The sequence below is a fragment of the Gordonia desulfuricans NBRC 100010 genome, assembly GCF_001485495.1.
In the GTDB taxonomy this organism is placed as follows: domain Bacteria; phylum Actinomycetota; class Actinomycetes; order Mycobacteriales; family Mycobacteriaceae; genus Gordonia; species Gordonia desulfuricans.
Genome location: NZ_BCNF01000007.1, coordinates 1 through 20,201, shown reverse-complemented (window position 1 = coordinate 20,201; position 20,201 = coordinate 1). Strand labels below are relative to the sequence as shown.

General features: G+C 66.6%; 18 protein-coding genes and 1 pseudogene. 13 read left to right on the top strand and 6 right to left on the bottom strand.

Translation table 11 applies throughout. The features are described from left to right. Positions 1 to 325: 325 nt before the first annotated feature. From GD1_RS01195 to ectA, 4 genes are all read right to left on the bottom strand, one after another. Complete coding sequence (locus GD1_RS01195) at positions 326 to 1,201, bottom strand: Sir2 family NAD-dependent protein deacetylase (RefSeq protein ID WP_059035128.1); 876 nt, start codon at positions 1,199 to 1,201, stop codon at positions 326 to 328. A gap of 38 nt (positions 1,202 to 1,239) precedes the next feature. After that, positions 1,240 to 1,665, bottom strand: coding sequence for an ectoine synthase (locus tag GD1_RS01190; protein ID WP_059035126.1), 426 nt, complete (start codon positions 1,663 to 1,665; stop codon positions 1,240 to 1,242). Further along, positions 1,662 to 2,957, bottom strand: coding sequence for a diaminobutyrate--2-oxoglutarate transaminase (gene ectB / locus GD1_RS01185; protein ID WP_020791010.1), 1,296 nt, complete (start codon positions 2,955 to 2,957; stop codon positions 1,662 to 1,664). The genes GD1_RS01190 and ectB overlap by 4 nt, the downstream gene beginning before the upstream one ends. A 104-nt stretch (positions 2,958 to 3,061) precedes the next feature. After that, positions 3,062 to 3,616 (bottom strand): diaminobutyrate acetyltransferase, encoded by a 555-nt coding sequence (gene ectA / locus GD1_RS01180; protein ID WP_020791011.1) that lies wholly within the window; start codon positions 3,614 to 3,616, stop codon positions 3,062 to 3,064. A gap of 188 nt (positions 3,617 to 3,804) precedes the next feature. Between ectA and rsmD the strand changes: the two genes are divergently transcribed. From rsmD to mutM, 6 genes are all read left to right on the top strand, one after another. Next, positions 3,805 to 4,356, top strand: a complete 552-nt coding sequence (rsmD, locus tag GD1_RS01175) for a 16S rRNA (guanine(966)-N(2))-methyltransferase RsmD (RefSeq protein WP_053778760.1) — start codon at positions 3,805 to 3,807, stop codon at positions 4,354 to 4,356. Positions 4,357 to 4,483: 127 nt separating this feature from the next. Next, positions 4,484 to 4,972: a pantetheine-phosphate adenylyltransferase gene (gene coaD, locus GD1_RS01170; RefSeq protein WP_053778759.1), complete on the top strand. Its 489-nt coding sequence runs from the start codon at positions 4,484 to 4,486 to the stop codon at positions 4,970 to 4,972. Positions 4,973 to 5,134: 162 nt separating this feature from the next. Beyond that, positions 5,135 to 5,953 (top strand): DivIVA domain-containing protein, encoded by an 819-nt coding sequence (locus GD1_RS01165; protein WP_059035124.1) that lies wholly within the window; start codon positions 5,135 to 5,137, stop codon positions 5,951 to 5,953. 67 nt (positions 5,954 to 6,020) lie between these two features. Next, on the top strand, positions 6,021 to 6,659 hold the full coding sequence (locus GD1_RS01160) for a YceD family protein (protein WP_059035122.1): 639 nt from the start codon (positions 6,021 to 6,023) through the stop codon (positions 6,657 to 6,659). Further along, the gene (gene rnc, locus GD1_RS01155) at positions 6,656 to 7,399 is read left to right on the top strand and encodes a ribonuclease III (RefSeq protein ID WP_020791988.1); all 744 of its coding nucleotides are present in this window, start codon (positions 6,656 to 6,658) and stop codon (positions 7,397 to 7,399) included. Before GD1_RS01160 ends, rnc begins: the two co-directional genes overlap by 4 nt. Positions 7,400 to 7,419: 20 nt before the next feature. Further along, the gene (gene mutM / locus GD1_RS01150) at positions 7,420 to 8,358 is read left to right on the top strand and encodes a bifunctional DNA-formamidopyrimidine glycosylase/DNA-(apurinic or apyrimidinic site) lyase (RefSeq protein WP_059035120.1); all 939 of its coding nucleotides are present in this window, start codon (positions 7,420 to 7,422) and stop codon (positions 8,356 to 8,358) included. A 74-nt stretch (positions 8,359 to 8,432) separates the two neighbouring features. Here mutM and GD1_RS01145 read toward each other — a convergent pair whose 3' ends face one another. Next, positions 8,433 to 10,580, bottom strand: coding sequence for an AAA family ATPase (locus GD1_RS01145; RefSeq protein WP_059035118.1), 2,148 nt, complete (start codon positions 10,578 to 10,580; stop codon positions 8,433 to 8,435). Positions 10,581 to 10,947: 367 nt separating this feature from the next. Between GD1_RS01145 and GD1_RS24110 the strand changes: the two are divergent. Continuing rightward, positions 10,948 to 11,106, top strand: a pseudogene (locus GD1_RS24110) (zinc finger domain-containing protein); the annotation flags it as partial. 50 nt (positions 11,107 to 11,156) lie between these two features. On the opposite strand, the gene GD1_RS01140 reads toward GD1_RS24110, so the two are convergent. Next, complete coding sequence (locus GD1_RS01140; RefSeq protein ID WP_059035116.1) at positions 11,157 to 11,618, bottom strand: hypothetical protein; 462 nt, start codon at positions 11,616 to 11,618, stop codon at positions 11,157 to 11,159. A 415-nt stretch (positions 11,619 to 12,033) separates the two neighbouring features. Between GD1_RS01140 and GD1_RS01135 the strand changes: the two genes are divergently transcribed. The 6 genes from GD1_RS01135 to GD1_RS01110 all read left to right on the top strand — a co-directional run bounded on the left by GD1_RS01135 (position 12,034) and on the right by GD1_RS01110 (position 20,174). Then, complete coding sequence (locus GD1_RS01135) at positions 12,034 to 12,495, top strand: OsmC family protein (RefSeq protein WP_053778755.1); 462 nt, start codon at positions 12,034 to 12,036, stop codon at positions 12,493 to 12,495. Positions 12,496 to 12,499: 4 nt separating this feature from the next. Next, the gene (locus GD1_RS01130) at positions 12,500 to 12,778 is read left to right on the top strand and encodes an acylphosphatase (protein WP_020794457.1); all 279 of its coding nucleotides are present in this window, start codon (positions 12,500 to 12,502) and stop codon (positions 12,776 to 12,778) included. Positions 12,779 to 12,917: 139 nt separating this feature from the next. Beyond that, positions 12,918 to 16,520 carry a chromosome segregation protein SMC gene (smc, locus tag GD1_RS01125; RefSeq protein ID WP_059035114.1) on the top strand — a complete coding sequence of 1,201 codons (3,603 nt, stop codon included), beginning with the start codon at positions 12,918 to 12,920 and terminating at the stop codon, positions 16,518 to 16,520. 132 nt (positions 16,521 to 16,652) lie between these two features. Continuing rightward, a complete protein-coding gene (gene ftsY, locus GD1_RS01120; RefSeq protein ID WP_059035113.1) occupies positions 16,653 to 18,266 on the top strand; it encodes a signal recognition particle-docking protein FtsY in 1,614 nt (537 codons plus the stop codon). A gap of 172 nt (positions 18,267 to 18,438) precedes the next feature. Beyond that, positions 18,439 to 19,785: an ammonium transporter gene (locus GD1_RS01115; RefSeq protein WP_020792092.1), complete on the top strand. Its 1,347-nt coding sequence runs from the start codon at positions 18,439 to 18,441 to the stop codon at positions 19,783 to 19,785. A gap of 50 nt (positions 19,786 to 19,835) precedes the next feature. Beyond that, the gene (locus GD1_RS01110; RefSeq protein WP_005176661.1) at positions 19,836 to 20,174 is read left to right on the top strand and encodes a P-II family nitrogen regulator; all 339 of its coding nucleotides are present in this window, start codon (positions 19,836 to 19,838) and stop codon (positions 20,172 to 20,174) included. The last annotated feature ends 27 nt before the right edge of the window (positions 20,175 to 20,201 follow it).

Here is a 20,201-nt window from a genome sequence, read left to right as displayed (position 1 = left end):
CCTCGTCGGCTCAACCATCGTGCGGCGGTTGGCGTTTGGTGGTGCTTGCGATGGGTGGTGACGTTGTGTGTTCGGGCGTGGGAGGTTTCGACTCGACTTGTCGCTTCGCTCCTCGCCGGCTCAACCATCGTGTGGCAGTTGCTGTTTGGTGGTGCTCGCGATGGGTGGTGGCGTCGACTCGGACGTATCTTTGATCAAAGACCCACTGTGGCAACAAGTGTTGATGGTTGAGCCGGGACCGAGCCGGAAGGGCGAGGACCCGTGTCGAAACCCGGTGAGATGAGCATGTCGGCGACCACGTCGACCCACGCCCGAGGCGATCGGCTCAGCCGGCCAATGCCGGCAGCACCACGCCGCAGTAGTGATCGACCTTGAGGTCGGCGATGTCGTCGGCACGGGTACCGCCGCGGTTGACGACGACGAGGACCTTGCCCGTCCGATGCGCGTGACGGGCGAAGCGCAAGCCGCTCATCACCGTCAACGACGACCCGGCCACCAACAGTGCATCGCTGGCGTCGACGAGCGAGAACGACTGTTCCACCAGATCTTTCGGGGCGTTCTCGCCGAAGTACACGATGTCGGGCTTCAGGATTCCGTCGCACATCGGGCATTCGGCGACGATGAAGTCGGCGGTGTCGCGGAGCACCATGTCGGCATCCGGTGCCACCTCGATCGCACCCCGACTGGTCACACGGTCGGCGAACCCGGGATTGCGAGCCTCGAGCATGTCGGCGAGGCGGTGTCGGGACACGATCCACCCGCATCCCAGGCACCGCACCCGCCCATACGAGCCGTGCAGGTCGATCACCCCGCGGGTACCCGCCTTGGTGTGGAGCATGTCCACGTTCTGGGTGATCACGCCGTTCAGACGACCCTGTCGCTGCAACGCGGTGAGCGCATGATGTCCGGCATTCGGCTGCGCGGCGTCCATGTGCCGCCATCCCAGATGGTTGCGGGCCCAGTAGTGGCGCCGGAAGTCCGGTGACGACAGGAACATCTGCACCGTCATCGGGGTCCGGATCGGCGCACCGGGACTGCGATAGTCGGGGATACCGGAATCGGTGGAGATCCCCGCCCCGGTGAGCGCCGCGATTCGGGCCCCGTCGAGCAGCCCGCGCAACCGGGCGATCGAGGTGTCGACATCATCATCGGCCGGGGTCGGTTCGGCCGGAATCCAGGCGGCCTGCGGACGGGTACGCACCCTGTCCAGAATAGGCCGGTCCGGATCCGGCCGGCGGGTCAGGAACCGACGGAGTGGCGACCCGGCTCGGGCACCGCGGTCACCAGCGGATAGACGCCGTTCTCGTCGTGAACCTCGTCGCCCACGACCGGCGGATTGAACACACACAGCATCCGCATCCGGGTGTCGGTGGTGACGGTGTGGCGCTCATGTCCGTCGAGCAGATACATGGTGCCGGGCCCGAGCGGATACTTCTCACCGGTCTCCCGGTCGAGCAGCGTGCCCTGCCCCTCGACCAGCCACACCGATTCGATGTGGTGGGCGTAGTGGAACTCGTTGACCGTTCCGGCCTCGATGGTGGTCTCGTGGAAGGAGAATCCCACACCGTCGCCGGCCAGCACGATCCGTTTGGACACCCACTTGCCCGCGGGGTCGGCGACGTCGCGGTCGGTGCCGGTGATCTCCTGGGTGGTGCGCACGATCATGCCAGAACCTCCTCGGTGGCGTCGACGAGAATCCCGAGCCCACGGTCGAGGTCCTCGGTCGAGATGGTCAGTGGTGGAAGCAGTTTGACGACTTCGTCGGACGGCCCGGACGTCTCGGCGAGCAGCCCGGACTCGAACGCCCGCGTGCACACCTTGCCGGCATGTGTGGCGTCGTCGAAGACGAGTCCGCGGACCATGCCGCGACCCCGCGTCGACAACCCCTGATGGCGTCCGGCGAGCGCGGTGAGCACTTCTTCGATCTGGCGGCCCTTGATGTGGATGTCGCGGGAGAACGTGTCGTCGGCCCAGTAGTGCTCGAGCGCACGGGTCGCGGTGACGAACGCCGGATTGTTGCCGCGGAAGGTGCCGTTGTGTTCACCCGGTGTCCAGACATCGAGATCCGGTCGGATCAGGGTGAGCGCCAAGGGGAGTCCGTATCCGCCGATGGACTTCGAGAGGGTGATGATGTCGGGGACGATCCCGGCCTCCTCGAACGAGAAGAACTCACCGGTACGGCCGCAACCCATCTGCACGTCGTCGACGATCAGCAGCATGTCGTGCCGGCGGCACAGGTCGGCCAGGCCACGCAGCCACTCGGGCCGGGCGACGTTGACCCCACCCTCGCCCTGCACCGTCTCGACGATCACCGCGGCGGGCAGGTTCAGTCCGCTGCCGGAATCGTCGAGGACACGCTCGAACCAGGTGAAGTCCTCGACCACACCGCCGAGATAGTTGTCGAACGGCATCGGGGTGGCGTGGACCAGCGGGATACCCGCGCCGGCGCGCTTCATCGAGTTGCCGGTCACCGACAGCGATCCCAGCGTCATGCCGTGGAAGGCGTTGGTGAATCCGATCACCGACTCGCGGCCGGTCACCTTGCGGGCCAGTTTGAGGGCCGATTCCACCGCGTTGGTACCGGTCGGACCGGGGAACTGGATCTTGTGGTCGAGTCCGCGCGGCTGCAGGACGTTGTCGCGGAAGGTCTCGATGAACCGGGCCTTGGCCACGGTCGCCATGTCGAGGCCGTGCACGATCCCGTCGTCCACCAGGTACTCCAGCAGGGCCTGCTTGAGCACCGGGTTGTTGTGACCGTAGTTGAGGGCGCCGGCACCGGCGAAGAAGTCGAGGTAGCGGTCACCGTGGACGTCGGTGAGCCAGGAGCCACGTGCCTGCTCGAAGACCGTCGGCCAGTTCCGGCAGTAGCTGCGCACCTCCGATTCGTGCTGTTCGAACACCGACATGTCGGTGATGGTGGGGACCGCGTCGTCGACAGGGGAGTCGAGCAGGGTCATGGAAAGGCACCTCCAGGGGTGGGATGACGCCCGGATACGCTGGACGTGCGTAGCCGGACAGACACGATCGGGTTGATCGCGTTCAGCAGAAACCGTTGTGGCGCCTAAGAAGTGGCGTCAGTGGTCGAATCGAACCCATCGGGTTCGAGGGTGTAGAGATCTTCGGGTTGATGGGAATCCGGGAACAGGTCCGCCGCGAACAGATCACGCCGGGAAAACCGAAGGCCGCGTTGGGCGGCCACCGCCGCGAACAGCCGCTGGGATGCGGGGTTGTCCGGACTGATGGTGGTCTGTAGGCGCGAGACACCTTGTGCCGCAGTTCGGTCGAGTAGGTGGTGCAGCATCGCCGCAGCGATTCCGAGGCCGCGGTAGGACTCTCCGGTCGCCACCTGCCAGACCATCAGGGTGGCCGGGTCGTCGGGCCTGCGGTATCCGGTGACGAATCCGACTGGTGTGCCCTCGATCTCGGCGACAACCGAGGTGTCGGCGAAATCGTGACACCAGAGGACGTAGGCGTATCCGGAATTGACGTCGAGAACGCGTGAGCGCTCGGCGATCTGGTGGATGGCTGCGCCGTCGGTGACGGTCGGGACGCGCAGCGTGGGCGCCGCGGATGGCGCTCTGGGTGATGTGGCCGTTCTTGTTGGGGACGGGCTCATAACGGTTTTCGACGCTAACAACCGCTGTCGACGAATTCACCCATCGACGAGAATCGGTCGGCGAAACACCGTCGTCGGCCCAGTTCAGCCGACGGATGTGACTTGGGACACATTCCTGTAACGAATGCCGCCATGTCCGAATCGGGCACGGGTCCCGGGCCCGGATTCGCACGCGCGACAATGTGGGGATGACACGCATCATCGCCGGCCGGTTTCGCGGCCACCGCATCGCGGTCCCCGACGAGGGCACCCGCCCGACGTCCGACCGGGTCCGTGAGGCGGTGTTCAACGTGCTCGGCGCCCGCATCGACCTCGACGAGGCTCGCGTGCTCGACCTGTACGCCGGATCCGGTGCGCTGGGGATCGAGGCGCTCTCGCGCGGCGCGACCCACGCCGAGTTCGTCGACAGCCGGCGGCGGGCCACCGCGGTGATCACCAAGAACCTGTCGGCGTTGAAGGTCTCGCGGGAGACCCGCGTCGTCACCGGCACCGCGTCGTCGTATCTGGCCGGCAGTGCCACCCGGGGATTCGACGTGATCTTCTCCGACCCGCCGTATGCCCTCGGTGACGAGGAGATGACCGCCGACCTGACCGCCTTGGCCCAGGGATGGCTGGCCGAGGACGGGCTGGTGGTGCTGGAACGGGATCGGCGCAGTGCGGTGGACTGGCCCGCGGCGTTCGAGGTGATCGTGGACAAGACCTACGGCGACACGGTGGTCCAGTTCGCCCGCCTGGCCTGAGCGGTCCGGTCTGATCTGGGCGGTCCGGCCGATCTGCCCCTCCGGGTGCGCAGACGTGCTCGCCGGGGCGGTGACGGGCCGGGGGAGGCGGGGTGGGCGCGGCCGGGGCGCAGGTAGGTTGACCGGCATGACAAGCGCGGTGCTCCCAGGCTCCTTCGATCCCTTCACCCGTGGCCACCGGTATGTCGTCGAGCGCGCGGCGCGGTGCTTCGACGAACTGGTGGTGACCGTGGTGGTCAACCCCAACAAGCGGGGGATGTTCGACGTCGACGAACGCCTCGACCTGATCCGGCACGACTGTGCCGATCTGCCCAATGTGCGCGTCGACAAGTGGCGCGGACTGCTCGTCGACTATCTGACCCAGAACGGCATCCACGCGATCGTGAAGGGATTGCGGTCGTCGGTGGACTTCGACTACGAGCTGCCGATGGCGCAGATGAACCGTGAACTCGCCGACGTCGAGACCATGTTCCTGCTGACCGACCCGAGCTACGCCCACGTGTCGAGCTCACTGGTCAAGGAGGTCGCCAAACTCGGCGGCGATGTGCGTCCGTTCCTCTCCGAACACATCCACGACCGGCTGCAGGCAGTCCTCGCGGGTGAACGACAGGTCTAGGGTTTTGCCGTTTCCCGGGCGTTGACCTCGAGTTTTCGACCTCCATAGCATCACACGACACGCCGACCACAGGGGCCTCCGCAGTCACAGTCGCAACATTCGGCACAATAGTCACAAGCGTTTCATCGACGGAACCAAGGCAGATGCCGGATTGGGGTGGCTGTGTACCGGGTATTCGAAGCACTCGACGAGCTCGTTGCGATCGTCGAGGAGGCACGGAGTGTCCCCATGACCGCGGGCTGTGTGGTCCCGCGCGGGGATGTGCTCGAGCTCCTCGACGACATCAAGGACTCCATCCCAGGTGAGCTCGACGACGCGCAGGACGTCCTCGACCAGCGGGAGACCCTGCTGTCGGAGGCGCGCGATCACGCCGACACCGTGGTCACCGGCGCCGACTCCGAGTCCGAGGCGGTCCTCGCGCACGCCCGCGCCGAGGCCGACCGCATCCTCTCCGACGCCAAGGCACAGGCCGACCGCATGGTCGAGGAGGCGGGCAACCACGGCTCCTCGCTGGTCGAGGACGCCACCGAGGAGGCCCGTCGCCTCTCGACCAGCGCGGCCCGCGAGTTCGAGGCGGTCACCGGCCGCGCCCGCGCCGAGGCGCAGCGCACCATCGACGCCGCCAACAACACCTACGACAAGTCGGTGGCCGACGGCATCGCCGAGCAGCAGCGTCTGGTCAGCGAGGCCGAGGTGGTGGCCGCGGCCAAGTCCGAGGCCGAGCGCATCATCGACGCCGCCCACGCCGAGGCCGACCGCCTGCGCGGCGACTGCGACGTCTACGTCGACGAGAAGCTGGCGCAGTTCGAGGAGACCCTCACCAACACGCTGCGGTCGGTGAACCGCGGCCGTCACCAGCTGCGTACCGGCGCCGGGATGCACGACTACGTGGAATACCCGCGCAGCGTCGACCACGAACCCGTTCGCGGTGGTCGCGGGCGCGGCCAGGAGGCCGAGCAGCCGTCGCCGATGGCGGTCTGAGCGCACCTGCCGACACGCGTCCGGGCGGGCATTCGATACTTGCCTGACCCGGGCGTATGGTGCATACGTGGCCGAAAATGCTGTGACCCCGGGAGTATCCGCGTCGGGTACCGATGCCGTCGCCCGTGATCCGTTTGTGCTCGACATCCGGTCCTTCGGGCGCCGCCCCGGCACCATGTCCGAGGTGCACCGGACCGTGACCGCCCCCGACCGTCTGGGCGTGGAGATGATCGCGATCCCCGAGGGCTCCGATGTCGAATTCGATCTGCGCCTGGAGGCGGTCAGCGAGGGCGTGCTGGTGACCGGAACCGTGTGCGGCGAGACCGCCGGACAGTGTTCGCGATGTCTGGAGCCGCTCGACGGCACCGTCACGGTCTTCCTCACCGAGCTGTTCGCCTACCCCGACAGCCAGACCGAGCAGACCACCGACGCCGACGACATCCACCGGATCGTCGACGACCGGATCGATCTCGAGCAGTCGGTGATCGACGCGGTGGCCCTCGAGCTGCCGATGTCGCCGCTGTGCGAGGACGATTGCCAGGGACTGTGCAGCGAGTGTGGTGTGCGGCTGGCCGTCGCCGAACCCGGACACGGACACGAGAAGATCGACCCGCGCTGGGCGGGACTCGCCGGCAAGTTCGGGGATCTGAAGACCGCCGACGAACCCACGCCCGGTGAGGACGGCGAACGGCAGGACCCGCAGTGAGCAGCGGCTCCCGTAAGGGCACCGAGGCCACCGAGTTCGCCTCCCTGCTGACCGCGATCGGCACCGAGATCTCCGACGACCTGCTGACGCTGGCACTGACGCACCGCTCCTTCGCCTACGAGCACGGCGGACTGCCCACCAACGAGCGCCTGGAGTTCCTCGGCGACTCGGTGCTCGGTGTGGTGATCACCGAGCGGCTGTACGTGGGCTTCCCCGACCGCCCGGAGGGCGAGCTGGCCAAGATCCGGGCCAGTGTGGTCAACATGCACGCCCTGGCCGACGTCGCGCGTGAACTCGGTGAGCACGGACTCGGCCACTATCTGTACCTCGGTCGTGGTGAGGAACTCACCGGTGGCCGGGACAAGGACTCGATCCTCGCCGATGGCATGGAGTCCCTGTTCGGGGCGATCTACCTCGAACACGGTCTCGAGACCTCGCGGCGCGTGATCCTCGGCCTGTTCGACGACGTGATCGACCGTTCCGGACATCTCGGCGCGGGCCTGGACTGGAAGACATCCCTGCAGGAACTCAGCGCCGAGCGCGGCTTCGGGCCCCCGCAGTATCAGATCTCCTCGACCGGACCCGACCACAGCAAGGAGTTCACCGCCACCGCGGTGGTCGCCGGCGAGAAGATGGGCAGCGGTGTCGGACGCACCAAGAAGGAAGCCGAGCAGAAGGCCGCAGCCCTTGCGTGGCAGGCGATCTCGGATCGGTCGGATACTGCGTCGGCCGATGCCTAGCCGTCGCCGTGTGATCGCGGATGCCTGAACTCCCCGAGGTCGAGACCGTCCGTATCGGTCTCGTCGACCACGTCGTCGGCCGTCGGATCACCGACGTCGAGGTGGCCCATCCGCGTGCCGTCCGTCGCCATCCCGGTGGTGCGACCGACCTGATCGGCCGGCTGACCGGCAAGACGGTGACCGCGGCCCGACGCCGCGGCAAGTTCCTGTGGCTCGAGGTCTCCGATGCCACCGACGACGCCGCGCTCGTCGTGCATCTCGGGATGAGCGGGCAGATGCTGATCTCGCAGCGCGATGCCCCTGATCACACGCACCTACGGATTCGGGCCGGACTCGACGGCGGTGTCGCCGTGGGAGATGTCGCTGCGGGGGATGTCGCTGTCGGCGATGGTGCTGGTGCGGTCGGTGCCGAACTGCGCTTCGTCGACCAGCGGACCTTCGGTGGCTGGCATGTCGACGAACTGGTCGACGACCCGTTCCGGCCGGGCGAACAGGTACCGGCGTCGGTCGCCCACATCGCACCCGACCCGTTCGATCCCGGTTACGACCGCGAGGTCGTCGTCGCCCGGATGCGGGCCAAACACACCGAGATCAAACGAGCCCTGCTCGATCAGACGGTGATCTCCGGGGTCGGCAACATCTATGCCGACGAGGCTTTGTGGCGCGCCAAGCTGCACGGTACACGGATGACGGACACGTTGGCGCCCAAGCGGATTCGCGAGTTGCTCGACGCCGCGACCGAGGTGATGGCGCAGGCGCTCGCAGTAGGCGGGACGTCGTTCGACGCGCTGTATGTCAACGTCAACGGGCAGTCCGGGTACTTTTCCCGATCCCTTGACGTTTATGGCCGGGTTGGCGAGCCTTGTAATCGGTGTGGAACGCCGATCGTGCGCGAGCAATTCATGAACCGCGGCTCGCACTTCTGCCCGCGCTGCCAGCGAATAGGTCACTCTGTGTAGGTTGACAAGCACGCCCGTGCCACGTGGACATGGATTCATCTACCCGGGACACGCCATTTCGTTCTGTAGCTGTACTACGAGAGAAGCTCTGCGCACGCTTGGATGACGTGCTCCGGGACCGAATCAAACTCTCGTGGGTTCAGCTGCATCACGTACTCATTCTCGATATGGTATGTCTCGTTCACGAACTTCTTAAATGCGACATCTGCTATAGAAGCTTCGGGATCGAGCTCCAATGCAATACGGAAGATCTGCACCTTCTCGTAGCCTACGTTTGTCTCTTGGAACTTGGCCTTTAAGACCTCCCGGTCTTTGAGCTCCGCCAGGAGCGCTTCGTAGTCAAAACCGGGGATGATCTTCTCGATCTTGGCGATTGCGTGTTCACGTTCCTCTTTGCCGAGGGCGTTGAACTCTCCGTTCTCGCCCTTCGCGCTGGGTTCGTCCCGTACGTGGAGAAGACTGGAAAGAACGTCGTATTCCGGCCCACGATCTCCGTGGACCTCATAGCGGCGGCGTAGATAGATGCACTTGATTATCGGGTCGGCCGAGGAGTCAGTATTCTCGTCGCAGATCTGTGAGAATGTCATAATGTCTGCGGGCCTGATGGGTTTCTCTTCCACTTGACCTTCGCGACTTTGGAGAAAGTGGACGGCTGGAGTCGCTGCCCGAAACTGCCCCGAGGTCGCCGTTCGGATGATGTCGATGGCGGGCTCAATGTCGTGAGTCAGGAGCAGCGTGGTGAATCCCCGGAGACTTTGCTTGCCGTGAAACAGCTTGTGGAGAATCGCGAACTTTTTAGTCTTGTCAAAGCTCGACACTGGATCGTCCAGGACTACAAGGTCAGGGCTGTCGCGGCGGACCTGGTGCATGAACAGTACTAGTGCGAAGGCGTTGCGCTCGCCGAAACTCAGGTGGCTGCCAGCAGCTTCCAAGTGGCCCGGGGCATCCTTGTGCTCAAGTATCATTCGGTAGGAGTCGCCTTTGGGCTCGATCCGCACTGCATACTTGTAGCCTGCGGATCGAAGGTACTCGTTGATCTCGCCCTGATTTCGTTCGATCGACTTCGCTACCTGACTCTTCTGAATGCCCACCCGTCGCTTGATGTCGGTGATCCGCTCAGCAACATCGTCTAGCCGCGCATTCATGTCTTCTACAACACCGCGAGTGCCTTCAGAGTTGAGCGCGTCAAGAAGGTCCAGTTCGATCTTCAGGCTCCGCAGCGCCTTGTCTACGTCAGGCTCGTCTCGGAGGGAGACAAACGAGAGCCCCTTGAGTGCGGTGAACTTGTCCAGAAGTGTCTCGACCTGACCTCGCAGATTTGCCAAGAATTGGTCCTGCTCGCGCGACAGTTCCTCCAGGCTTGTTGTGATCTTCCTGAGTTGGTCAAGGCGTTCCGGTACGAAGAACCCTGCTAGCCTGTCGATGACGAGACGTAGCGCGCTCATGTTCTTGACCGCAGCAGATTCGTACGTCTCGGATACGTGAACCGCAGTCTTCTTATCCACGTTGGGAACTGAGCAGAAGGGGCAGTTGTCTGATAGTTGAAGGTAGTTCTTGCCCTTTGCTTGCCAGGATAACCACCCTGCGGGGTCGTCGCTATCGAGAAAACTCTGAAACCCTAGGAGGGGCTTCGGGATCTTGCTGAGCTTCCCGCCCACGCCGAGCGCCTTGAACCCTTTGCTGGTCTTCGCAATCGCGCCGGATTTGGTGATGGTAAACGCGTTGCGCAGCTCGGTGAATCCGGCGATCACATCATCAAGCGCCTTGTTCTCTAGGAAGACTTTCTTTAGATCTTCGAATATCTCCTCAAGCTCCTCGTTACCTGCTTGGTATTCGGGTGTTCTGATGAAGATTTCGAAACTGTTCTTTATCACTTCGTCGGGTTGGAAGACGAACTGGGATACGTAGTGTTCATCGAAGACGAGAACGCTCTTGATCTCGTCGGCACCTACTACTGTTGGGGCCTCTTTGCCGCCTCGTTGACGGTATTTGAACGGGAGTAGTTCATGCAGAGCATCCTGCCCTCTGGTGTTGAGTACCAGTGCGCGGGCGATGGTGCTCTTTCCGATTCCGTTGGGTCCGTACTTGATGTTGAGTGCCTCGCGCCGGAGTGTGATGTCTGCCCTGGAGATGCTGTTGCAATCCGCGATGGTGATGGCGTAATCGTAGGGCTGCGCGGGCACGTCCGACCGGTGCGGGGGAGTGGAGACTGTCTCGACCATAATCCGACAACTGTCTCACGAGTGCTGTAGTGCGCGACGGGAGTTGCAAGATTCGAATCAAGTCAGAAACCTGCCTCGACGACCGCCATCGCTGCTCGTGTGGCGTTGATTCGGTAGCGGCGCGAGCGCTGTCGATTCAGCTCCCAACTCTCAACGATGCCCGACACTACGGAGTCCGGTGGACGCAACTACTCGCCGTCGTCGGTGGGGCTGCGGATTATGCTCAACCAACAGGCGGAGGCTGTGCTCACGCATGTTGTTCGACGTTCACGTTCACTCCGGAGCTGGGCGTGCAAGGTAGCGGCTACGGAACATGCGCAAGCGGCTATGGTCGGACAAGGTAGGACATCAACGTCACATACTGCTGAAGTCAGGGTACTTCGAGCGATCGCTGAATGCCTATGGGCGAGAAGGGCAACCGTGCCGCCGATGCGGGCGGGTGATGCGCCGCGAGCAGTTCATGAACCGTAGTTCGTTCTCGTGCCCGCAGTGCCAGCGGGCGCCTCGTCGTCGTCCGTCGAGCTGATCCGGCTTCGGTGCCGACCGCTCGCGGTGTGGTCCTGTGTGTCGGCGTCGTCAGCCGACGCTGAAGGTGGCACCGCCCGGGATGGCCCAGGCGCCGGCGGTGGGAATGATGATGGAGCCGACGATCTGTCCGGAACCGGTGTGCAGCCGGGCGCTCGTCGGGGGCATCGCGTGGCCGCCGCACGGATTGACCGTCCCCGAACCGCGAGCGCCGGTGGTGAGGTTGGTGTAGTCGAGACGAACCAGCGCATTGGCGACGCCGTACCGGCCGCAGTCGCCGCTCGGTGCGGTGAGGACCACCCAGCCGCGTTTGTCGCTGGTGTGGATCTGGATGAACGCGGTGAAGACACTCCAGTCGGCGGGGCCGTTGGCGACGATCGCAGTGGCGGGGAGTTGCTGCACGCCGATCGGTGCGGCCTGCGCCTGCCCCGCACCGAGCGCACCCGCGACTGTGGCCGCCGCCACGGCGGCGGCTGCGGCGAATGCCCGGCCCTGATGTTTGACTACGGCCACGACGACTCCTCGGGTTCGGCGGCCCGCCGGGCGGCGAAGCACTTCGCTGTCTGCCATATCGCGGTGCACGATATGTGTGTTACGTCACGGTTCCGAGGTGAACCCGTCTATCGGTGCAGGCTTCGGGCGTGGCGAGTGTGAGCTGATGGCACCGTGGGCAGTCCGGCTACGTCGTGCGCTCGCGCAACGCCTATGGTCGAGCCGTGCCGCCGAGACGGCCGATGGTGCGCGGCGAGCAGTTCACGAACCGCAGTTCGTCCTCCTGCCCGGGGTGTCGCGCGTGCGGCGAGGGCGAGCCGGGAAGCAAGCCACCGGCTCCGGCGTTGACCGGGCGTCGGGCATTCCATCCCCACCGAATCCGTTTCCACCGACCATCCACCGATCGCCGACCGACGAACGAGGAGCTCCATCCGCGATGACCACCGAGCAGCAGACCGCAGGGCAGCAGACCGATGCGAACGCCGCGCCGCACACCGAGCTGTGGGTGCAGCGCACCGGCACCCGCCGCTACACCGGGCACAGCTCGCGCGGGGCGCAGGTGCTCGTGGGATCCGAGGACGTCGAGGGTGTGTTCACCCCGGGTGAACTGCTGAAGATCGCGCTGGCCGCCTGCACCGGCATGTCGTCGGACCGTCCGCTCGCGCGCCGTCTCGGTGACGACTACGACGCGACCATCCGCGTGTCCGGCGCCGCCGACCGCGAGAACGAGCTCTACCCGCGACTCGAGGAGATCCTCGAGGTGGACCTGTCCGAACTCGACCCCGACGCCGCCGAACGACTCCTCGTCGTGGTGCAGCGCGCGATCGACGCGGTCTGCACCGTGGGCCGCACCCTGAAGGCCGGCACCACCGTCGACCTGCGCATCGAGACGGAGTGAACCGATGAGTGGCGACACCCGCGTGACCGCCTACGTACACGGACATGTGCAGGGCGTCGGCTTCCGCTGGTGGACCCGGTCACGAGCCCTGGAACTGGGGCTCGTCGGCTACGCGGCCAACCAGGCCGACGGTCGGGTGCGGGTGGTGGCCGAGGGGCCCGAGGACAAGGTCGTCGCCCTGATCGACCTGCTGCGGTCGGGTCGGACGCCCGGGAGCGTCGACCTCGTCGTCGAGGCCTTCGACACCCCGCGCGGCGATCTCACCGGCTTCGTCGAGAAGTGACCTCCCAAACCCTCCACACTTGCGCAAATACCCCGGGAAAGTGGGGGTGTATCTGCGCAAGTGTGGAGGGTTTGCTGCGCACCACGCGGGCTACGGCCTGCGGCCACCACAGCGCCCTGCTCAAGTAGGCTTGACTGCCGTGCACCTCAAGTCGCTCACCCTCAAAGGCTTCAAGTCCTTTGCGTCGGCGACGACCCTGCGCTTCGAACCCGGCATCACCTGCGTGGTGGGCCCCAACGGGTCGGGCAAGTCGAACGTCGTCGACGCCCTGACCTGGGTGATGGGGGAGCAGGGTGCCAAGGCCCTGCGCGGCGGAAAGATGGAGGACGTCATCTTCGCCGGCACCTCCGGCCGCGCGCCGCTGGGCCGCGCCGAGGTGACCCTGACCATCGACAACGCCGACGGCGCACTGCCGATCGAGTACTCCGAGGTGTCCATCACCCGACGGATGTTCCGCGACGGTGCCGGTGAGTACGAGATCAACGGCAGTACATGCCGGCTCATGGACGTCCAGGAACTGCTCTCGGACTCCGGCATCGGCCGCGAGATGCACGTCATCGTCGGCCAGGGTCGCCTGGCCACCATCCTGGAATCGCGGCCCGAGGATCGTCGTGCCTTCATCGAGGAGGCCGCCGGTGTGCTCAAACATCGCCGGCGCAAAGAGAAGGCCGTCCGCAAACTGCAGTCGATGCAGGCCAACCTCGACCGATTGACCGACCTCACCGCCGAACTCCGCCGACAGCTCAAGCCACTCGGCCGGCAGGCCGAGGTGGCCCGCCGCGCCCAGACCATCCAGGCCGACCTGCGCGATGCGCGGCTGCGGCTGGCCGCCGACGACCTGGTCACCCGACGTGGCGAGATGGCCGAACACACCGAGGTCGAGGACCAGATCCGGCGTGAACAGAACGACGTGGCCACCGAACTCGACGCGGTGAACGCCGACCTCGCCGAACAAGAGGAACACCTCGCGCAGGTGGTCCCCGCCGCCGAGGCCGCCGGGCGTGCCTGGTTCACCCTCTCGGCCCTGGCCGAACGTGTCGGCGCCACCGGCCGGGTGGCCGCCGAACGCAGCCGCTACCTCGACGAACCGGTCACCGAGTCGACCGGACCGGACCCCGAGGAACTCGAGGAGCAGGCCCTCGAAGCCGCCGAGAACGAGGCCGAGATGACCTTCGCGGTGGAGACCGCCGCCGAAGGTCTCGAGCTCGCCCAGTTCGAACTCGAAGAACGGGAGCGCGCCGCCGCGGCCGCCGAACAGGCGCACATGGCCGCGGTACGGGCCATCGCCGACCGTCGCGAGGGTCTGGCCCGCCTCGAGGGCCAGGTCGACAACCTGCGCACCAAGGCCGACTCCGTCGACGCCGAGACCGCCCGCCTGACCGCGGCGATCGCCTCGGCCGCCGAACGCGTCCAGCACGCACAGGTCGAGCAGGATGCCGTCGCGGCATCCCTCGGGGAGCTCGAGACCTCCGAACGCGGACTCGACGAGCACCACGAACGCTGCGTCACCGCACTCAACCGCTCCAACGAGCGGGTGGCGACCCTGCAGGCCGAGGAACGTGAGGCGGCCCAGCGCATCGCCTCGCTGTCGGCGCGTATCGAGGCGCTGTCGGTGGGCCTCGAACGCAACGACGGCGGCGCGTGGCTGCTGGCCAACGCCCCCGACGGCCTGCTCGGCCCGGCATCGGAGCAGATCACCGTGCAGGCCGGATACGAGACCGCGGTGGCCGCGGCCCTCGGCGGCGCGGTCGATGCGATCGCCGCCACCGACCCGGACGCGGCCCTGCGCGCCCTCGACGCACTCAAGGCCGGTGACGGCGGCCGGGGAGCACTGATCATCGGCGGTACCGACGCGACCGGCGCCGACCGGACCGCATCCCTGCCGGACGGTGCGCGGTGGGTCGACGACGTCGTCGACTGCCGGGAGTCGATCCGTGGCGCCATCGAGACGATCCTCGGCGACACCGTCGTCGTCGACTCGGCCGCGCTGGGACTCGACGTGGCCCGGCGGTTCGGCGTGCGCGCGGTGACCCGCGACGGCGACCGCATCTCGAGTGCCGCCGTCGAGGGCGGATCGGCGCACCGGCCGTCGACCCTGGAGGTGCAGTCGGCCATCGACATCGCCGCCGACGAACTCACCGCCACCCGGCGCCGCGCCGAGGAACTGACCGCCGCACTCGACGGTGCGCTCACCGAACAGCAGGAGCGTCGCGAGGCGGCCGAGGAGGCGCTGGCGGCGCTGCACGAATCCGACAGCGCGGTGGGCGGCGCCTACGAGCAGCTCGCCCGCCTGGGCCAGGACATCCGCGCCGCACAGGCCGAGAGCGACCGCCTCGCCCGCCAACGCGACAAGGCCGAGGAGGGGCGGGCCGAGACCGTCGCCCGGCTCGAGGAACTCGAACAGCGGCTCAGCCTGGCCCACGACGAGGGGGTGGAGGAGCCGACCGACGTCGACGCCGGCGAGCGGGGCGTTGCGGCGGAGGCGGTGGCGGTCGCACGCAACACCCAGATGGAGGCGCGGCTGGCGCTGCGCACCGCCGAGGAGCGACTCGCCTCGGTCCGTGGCAAGGCCGACTCGCTGCGCCGCGCCGCCGAACGTGAACGAGATGCCCGCGAACGTGCACGGCTGCAGAACGAGGTCCGCCGACAGGCCGCCACCGTCGCCGCGGCGGTCGCGTCGTCGGCCGGCGAGCTGGCGCAGCGCCTGGTGACGGCGGTGGCCACCGCACAGGCCGGCCGCGACGAACTCGAACAGGTGCGTCGTGAACGGACTGCGACCCTCGACGAACTCAAGAGCCGATCGGCCACCCTGACCCAGCGTCTCAACACGCTCAAGGACGCCGTCCACCGTGACGAGGTGGCGCGTGCACAGTCGGCGTTGCGGATCGAACAGCTCGAAGAACAGATCATGGAGTCGTTCGCGATGTCACCCGACGACGTCGTCGCCGAGTACGGTCCCGACATCCCGATGCCGCCGTCGGCGCTGGAGATCAGCGAGTACGAGGCCGCCAAGGCCCGCGGTGAGCAGGTGGTGACGCCCGCGCCGATGGCCTACGACCGCAAGACCCAGGAGGCGCGCGCCAAGAAGGCGCAGAAAGACCTCAACACCCTCGGCAAGGTCAACCCCCTCGCCCTCGAGGAGTTCGCGGCACTCGAGGAACGCTACAACTTCCTCTCCGCACAGCTCGAGGACGTCAAGGCCGCCCGCAAGGACCTCCTCGAGGTGGTCGAGGAGGTCGACGCCCGGATCCTGCAGGTGTTCACCGAGGCCTACGCCGACGTCGAGCGCGAATTCGCCCAGGTCTTCTCCACGCTCTTCCCGGGCGGCGAGGGGCGGCTGGTGCTGACCGATCCGTCGGACATGCTGACCACCGGCGTCGAGGTGGAGGCACGCCCGCCGGGCAAGAAGGTCAAGCGGCTGTCGTTGCTGTCCGGCGGCGAGAAGTCACTGACCGCGGTGGCGATGCTGGTCGCGATCTTCCGGGCCCGCCCGTCACCGTTCTATGTGATGGACGAGGTGGAGGCCGCCCTCGACGACACCAACCTGCGCCGGCTGATCAGTCTGTTCGAGCAGCTGCGGGAACGCTCGCAGCTGATCGTGATCACCCACCAGAAACCCACCATGCAGATCGCCGATGCCCTCTACGGCGTGAGCATGCGCGGCGACGGGATCACCACGGTGATCTCGCAGCGACTGCGCGGGGTGGACGTCCCGGTGGCGACGCCGCCCGATCCCGAATGACCCGGCCGGTCCCGCCGTCCGGACCGCCCGGGTGACACCCGCCCTGCGGCCAGAATCCTCCCGAGAACCCTCCTCTGAATACGCAGCGGGCCCGCATCGCGCGGACCGGCCGGCGAGAACAGGACAAGCAGAGTGAACACCGAAGTCATCATCGGCATCGTCGTGGCCGTGGTCGTGATCCTGGCGCTGCTCGCGCTGGGGATCGTGCTGCGCCGCCGCCGGCAGATCTCGCTGAAGGACACCACCCCCGACGTCCAGGTGACCGACGGCAGCACTCCGCAGGTCGACAGATCCGGTGGCTACCAGGCGGGATCGGGGTTCACCTTCAGTCAGGGCGGGGGCACCACGGTGGCGCCGCCGCCGGAGCCGGTGCGACCGCCCGTCGAACGCACCGAGACCGACGGGCAGCCCGCGGTCGGTGACGACGCCTCGGTGCCACGTGATTCGGCACAGCGCCCGGTGACCGAGGTCGCCCTGCCCGAGATCGACGACGAGCCCGAGACCGCAGCACCCGAGACCGCTGCACCTGAGACCGCTGCACCTGAGGCGGCAGCGCCGGAGACCGCTGCACCCGAGACCACAGCACCCGAGACCGCTGAGCCCGAGGCAGCTGCACCCGAGGCGGCGCCCGCCGAGGTCGAGGACACCGATTCCCCGGTCGTCGAGCCCGAGACGACCCAGCCCGAGACGACCCAGCCCGAGACGACCACGCCCGCGGTCGCACAGCCCGAGGCGTCCACGCCGGCCGAGACCCCGGCCGCGGAGCCGGAGATCGCCGCTCCCGTCGATGCCGCCGACGCCGCGGTCACACCGCCACGCGAGGAGATCGCGCCGACCGCCGGGCGTCTGGGACGTCTGCGCGGACGGCTGTCGCGGTCGCAGGGTGCCATCGGTAAGTCGATGCTCGGTCTGCTCGGTGCCGGCGACCTCGACGAGGACAGCTGGGAGGAGATCGAGGACACCCTGGTGATGGCCGATCTCGGCACCGCCGCCACGAGCGCCGTCGTCGAGCGGCTGCGCACCGAGCTGGCGACGACCCCGGTGCGCAACGCCGACGAGGCCCGCGCGCTGCTCAAGCGTGTCCTGGTGGATCAGCTGCACCCGGAGATGGATCGATCGGTGCGTGCGCTGCCGCATGCCGGTGCCCCCGCCGTGGTGCTCGTCGTCGGCGTGAACGGCACCGGGAAGACCACCACCACCGGAAAGCTCGCCCGGGTCCTCGTCGCCGACGGCCGACGTGTGCTGCTCGGTGCCGCCGACACCTTCCGTGCCGCCGCCGCAGACCAGTTGCAGACGTGGGGTGAGCGCGTGGGTGCCGGCATCGTGCGCGGCAAGGAGCAGGCCGATCCCGCATCGGTGGCCTTCGACGCGGTGGCCAAGGGCATCGAGGACGGCGTGGACGTGGTGATGATCGACACCGCCGGACGTCTGCACACCAAGACCGGTCTGATGGACGAGCTGGGCAAGGTCAAGCGTGTCGTGGAGAAGAAGGCGCCCGTCGACGAGGTGCTGCTGGTGCTCGACTCCACGGTCGGACAGAACGGCCTCACCCAGGCCCGCGTGTTCGCCGAAGTGGTCGACATCACCGGCGTCGTGCTGACCAAACTGGACGGTACGGCCAAGGGCGGCATCGTCTTCCACGTCCAGGAAGAACTGGGCGTCCCGGTGAAGCTGGTGGGTCTCGGCGAAGGTGCCGACGACCTCGCCCCGTTCGAGCCCGAGGCGTTCGTCGACGCTCTCCTGTGACCTGTACTCCTGAGAGGACGCTGAAGTCCGACCTGGGAGGTTACGTGGCCGCAATACAAACCGGCCACCGGTTCACATGCACGAAACGTCAGGGCACCACTGCTGAAACCAGGTGGCGACAGTCTCTTTGAAGGCGCCGAGCCGTCGGCGCGGCTTAGGGAGGTTTCTTACAGTGGTTTCTGCACTGCCGGAAAGCGTATTCGGAGAGTTCGACACAGGCGACACGGCGTGGGTCATCACCGCCGCTGCACTGGTGTTGCTGATGACTCCCGGTCTGGCTTTCTTCTATGGCGGCCTGTCGCGGGGCAAGTCGGTCCTCAACATGATGATGATGTCGTTCGGGGCACTCGCCACCGTCAGCGTCATCTACGTCCTGTGGGGATTCTCGATGTCGTTCAGCGACGGCATCACCGGTAACAGCGACATCGGCGGAATCTTCGCCAACCCGTTCGCGCTGTTCGGCTCGGATCAGCTGATGAACACCGCGACGATCGACGGCAAGGAAGCGGTCGTCACCGCGGGCCTGTCGATCCCGGCGGTCGTGTTCCTCGGCTTCCAGCTGACGTTCGCGGTGATCACCGTCGCCCTGATCTCGGGTGCGGTCGCCGAGCGTGTGAAGTTCTCCACCTGGCTGGTCTTCACCGTCGTGTGGGCCACCATCGTGTACTTCCCGCTGGCCCACATGGTGTGGGGCGGTCTCGTCGGCGGCGGCGGCATCATGGGCGGTGGCGAAGACGGCTTCGCCGCATGGATGTTCGGCACCACCGACGGTGAGGCCAACGTCGCACCGATCGACTTCGCCGGTGGCACCGTGGTCCACATCAACGCCGGTATGGCCGGTCTGGTCCTGGCCCTGATCGTCGGCGCCCGCGTCGGCTTCGGCAAGACCGCCTACCGCCCGCACAACATCCCGTTCGTCATGCTCGGTGCCGCACTGCTGTGGTTCGGCTGGTTCGGCTTCAACGTCGGCTCGGAGCTCGCCGCGGACCTCACCGCGGGCAAGGTGTGGGTCAACACCACCGCCGCCACCGCCGCCGCGATCATCGGCTGGCTCGCCGTGGAGTTGATCCGCGACAAGCACGCCACCAGCGTGGGTGCGGCCTCGGGTATCGTCGCCGGCCTGGTCGCCATCACCCCGGCCTGTGGCAATCTGACCCCGGTCGGATCGCTGATCCTCGGTGTGATCGCCGGCGCGCTGGCCGCACTCGCGATCGGCCTGAAGAACAAGTTCGGCTACGACGACTCGCTCGACGTCGTCGGTGTGCACCTCGTCGCCGGCCTCTGGGGCACCATTGGTGTGGGCCTGCTGGCGCAGGACACCGGCCTGTTCTGGGGTGGCGACTACAAGCAGGTCGTCGTGCAGATCGTGATCGCCCTGTTCGCCCTCGCGTTCACCGGCATCCTGACCACGATCATCGCTTTCGCACTCAAGCCGCTGGGCTGGCGAGTCGACGCCGACGAGGAGAAGAGCGGCATCGACGAGGCAGAACACGCCGAGACCGCGTACGAGTTGGCCTGACTCGCGCATCGTTGACCACTACGCTTGAAACCCGTGGAGAGGGATAACTCATGAAGCTGATCACCGCAATCGTGAAGCCGTTCACACTGGAGGACGTCAAGGCCGGGCTGGAACAGGCCGGAATCCTGGGCATGACCGTCAGTGAGGTGCAGGGTTACGGTCGCCAGAAGGGTCACACCGAGGTCTACCGTGGCGCGGAGTACTCGGTGGACTTCGTCCCCAAGGTCCGTGTCGAGGTCGTCGTCGACGACGCGGCAGTGGACAAGGTCGTCGACGTCATCGTCGAAGCCGCCCGCACCGGCAAGATCGGTGACGGCAAGGTCTGGGTCTCACCGGTCGAATCCGTGGTTCGTGTTCGCACTGGTGAACGCGGCGCCGACGCACTCTGACGAGGGCCGATGCCCTTCGTGAGCACA

What these genes read in the sequence shown, in the direction of transcription:
- GD1_RS01190 (WP_059035126.1), bottom strand. Translation starts at nt 1,665, where the DNA reads ATGATCGTGCGCACCACCCAGGAGATCACCGGCACCGACCGCGACGTC.
- ectB (WP_020791010.1), bottom strand. Translation starts at nt 2,957, where the DNA reads ATGACCCTGCTCGACTCCCCTGTCGACGACGCGGTCCCCACCATCACC.
- ectA (WP_020791011.1), bottom strand. Translation starts at nt 3,616, where the DNA reads ATGAGCCCGTCCCCAACAAGAACGGCCACATCACCCAGAGCGCCATCC.
- rsmD (WP_053778760.1), top strand. Translation starts at nt 3,805, where the DNA reads ATGACACGCATCATCGCCGGCCGGTTTCGCGGCCACCGCATCGCGGTC.
- coaD (WP_053778759.1), top strand. Translation starts at nt 4,484, where the DNA reads ATGACAAGCGCGGTGCTCCCAGGCTCCTTCGATCCCTTCACCCGTGGC.
- mutM (WP_059035120.1), top strand. Translation starts at nt 7,420, where the DNA reads ATGCCTGAACTCCCCGAGGTCGAGACCGTCCGTATCGGTCTCGTCGAC.
- GD1_RS01145 (WP_059035118.1), bottom strand. Translation starts at nt 10,580, where the DNA reads ATGGTCGAGACAGTCTCCACTCCCCCGCACCGGTCGGACGTGCCCGCG.
- GD1_RS01135 (WP_053778755.1), top strand. Translation starts at nt 12,034, where the DNA reads ATGACCACCGAGCAGCAGACCGCAGGGCAGCAGACCGATGCGAACGCC.
- GD1_RS01130 (WP_020794457.1), top strand. Translation starts at nt 12,500, where the DNA reads ATGAGTGGCGACACCCGCGTGACCGCCTACGTACACGGACATGTGCAG.
- GD1_RS01110 (WP_005176661.1), top strand. Translation starts at nt 19,836, where the DNA reads ATGAAGCTGATCACCGCAATCGTGAAGCCGTTCACACTGGAGGACGTC.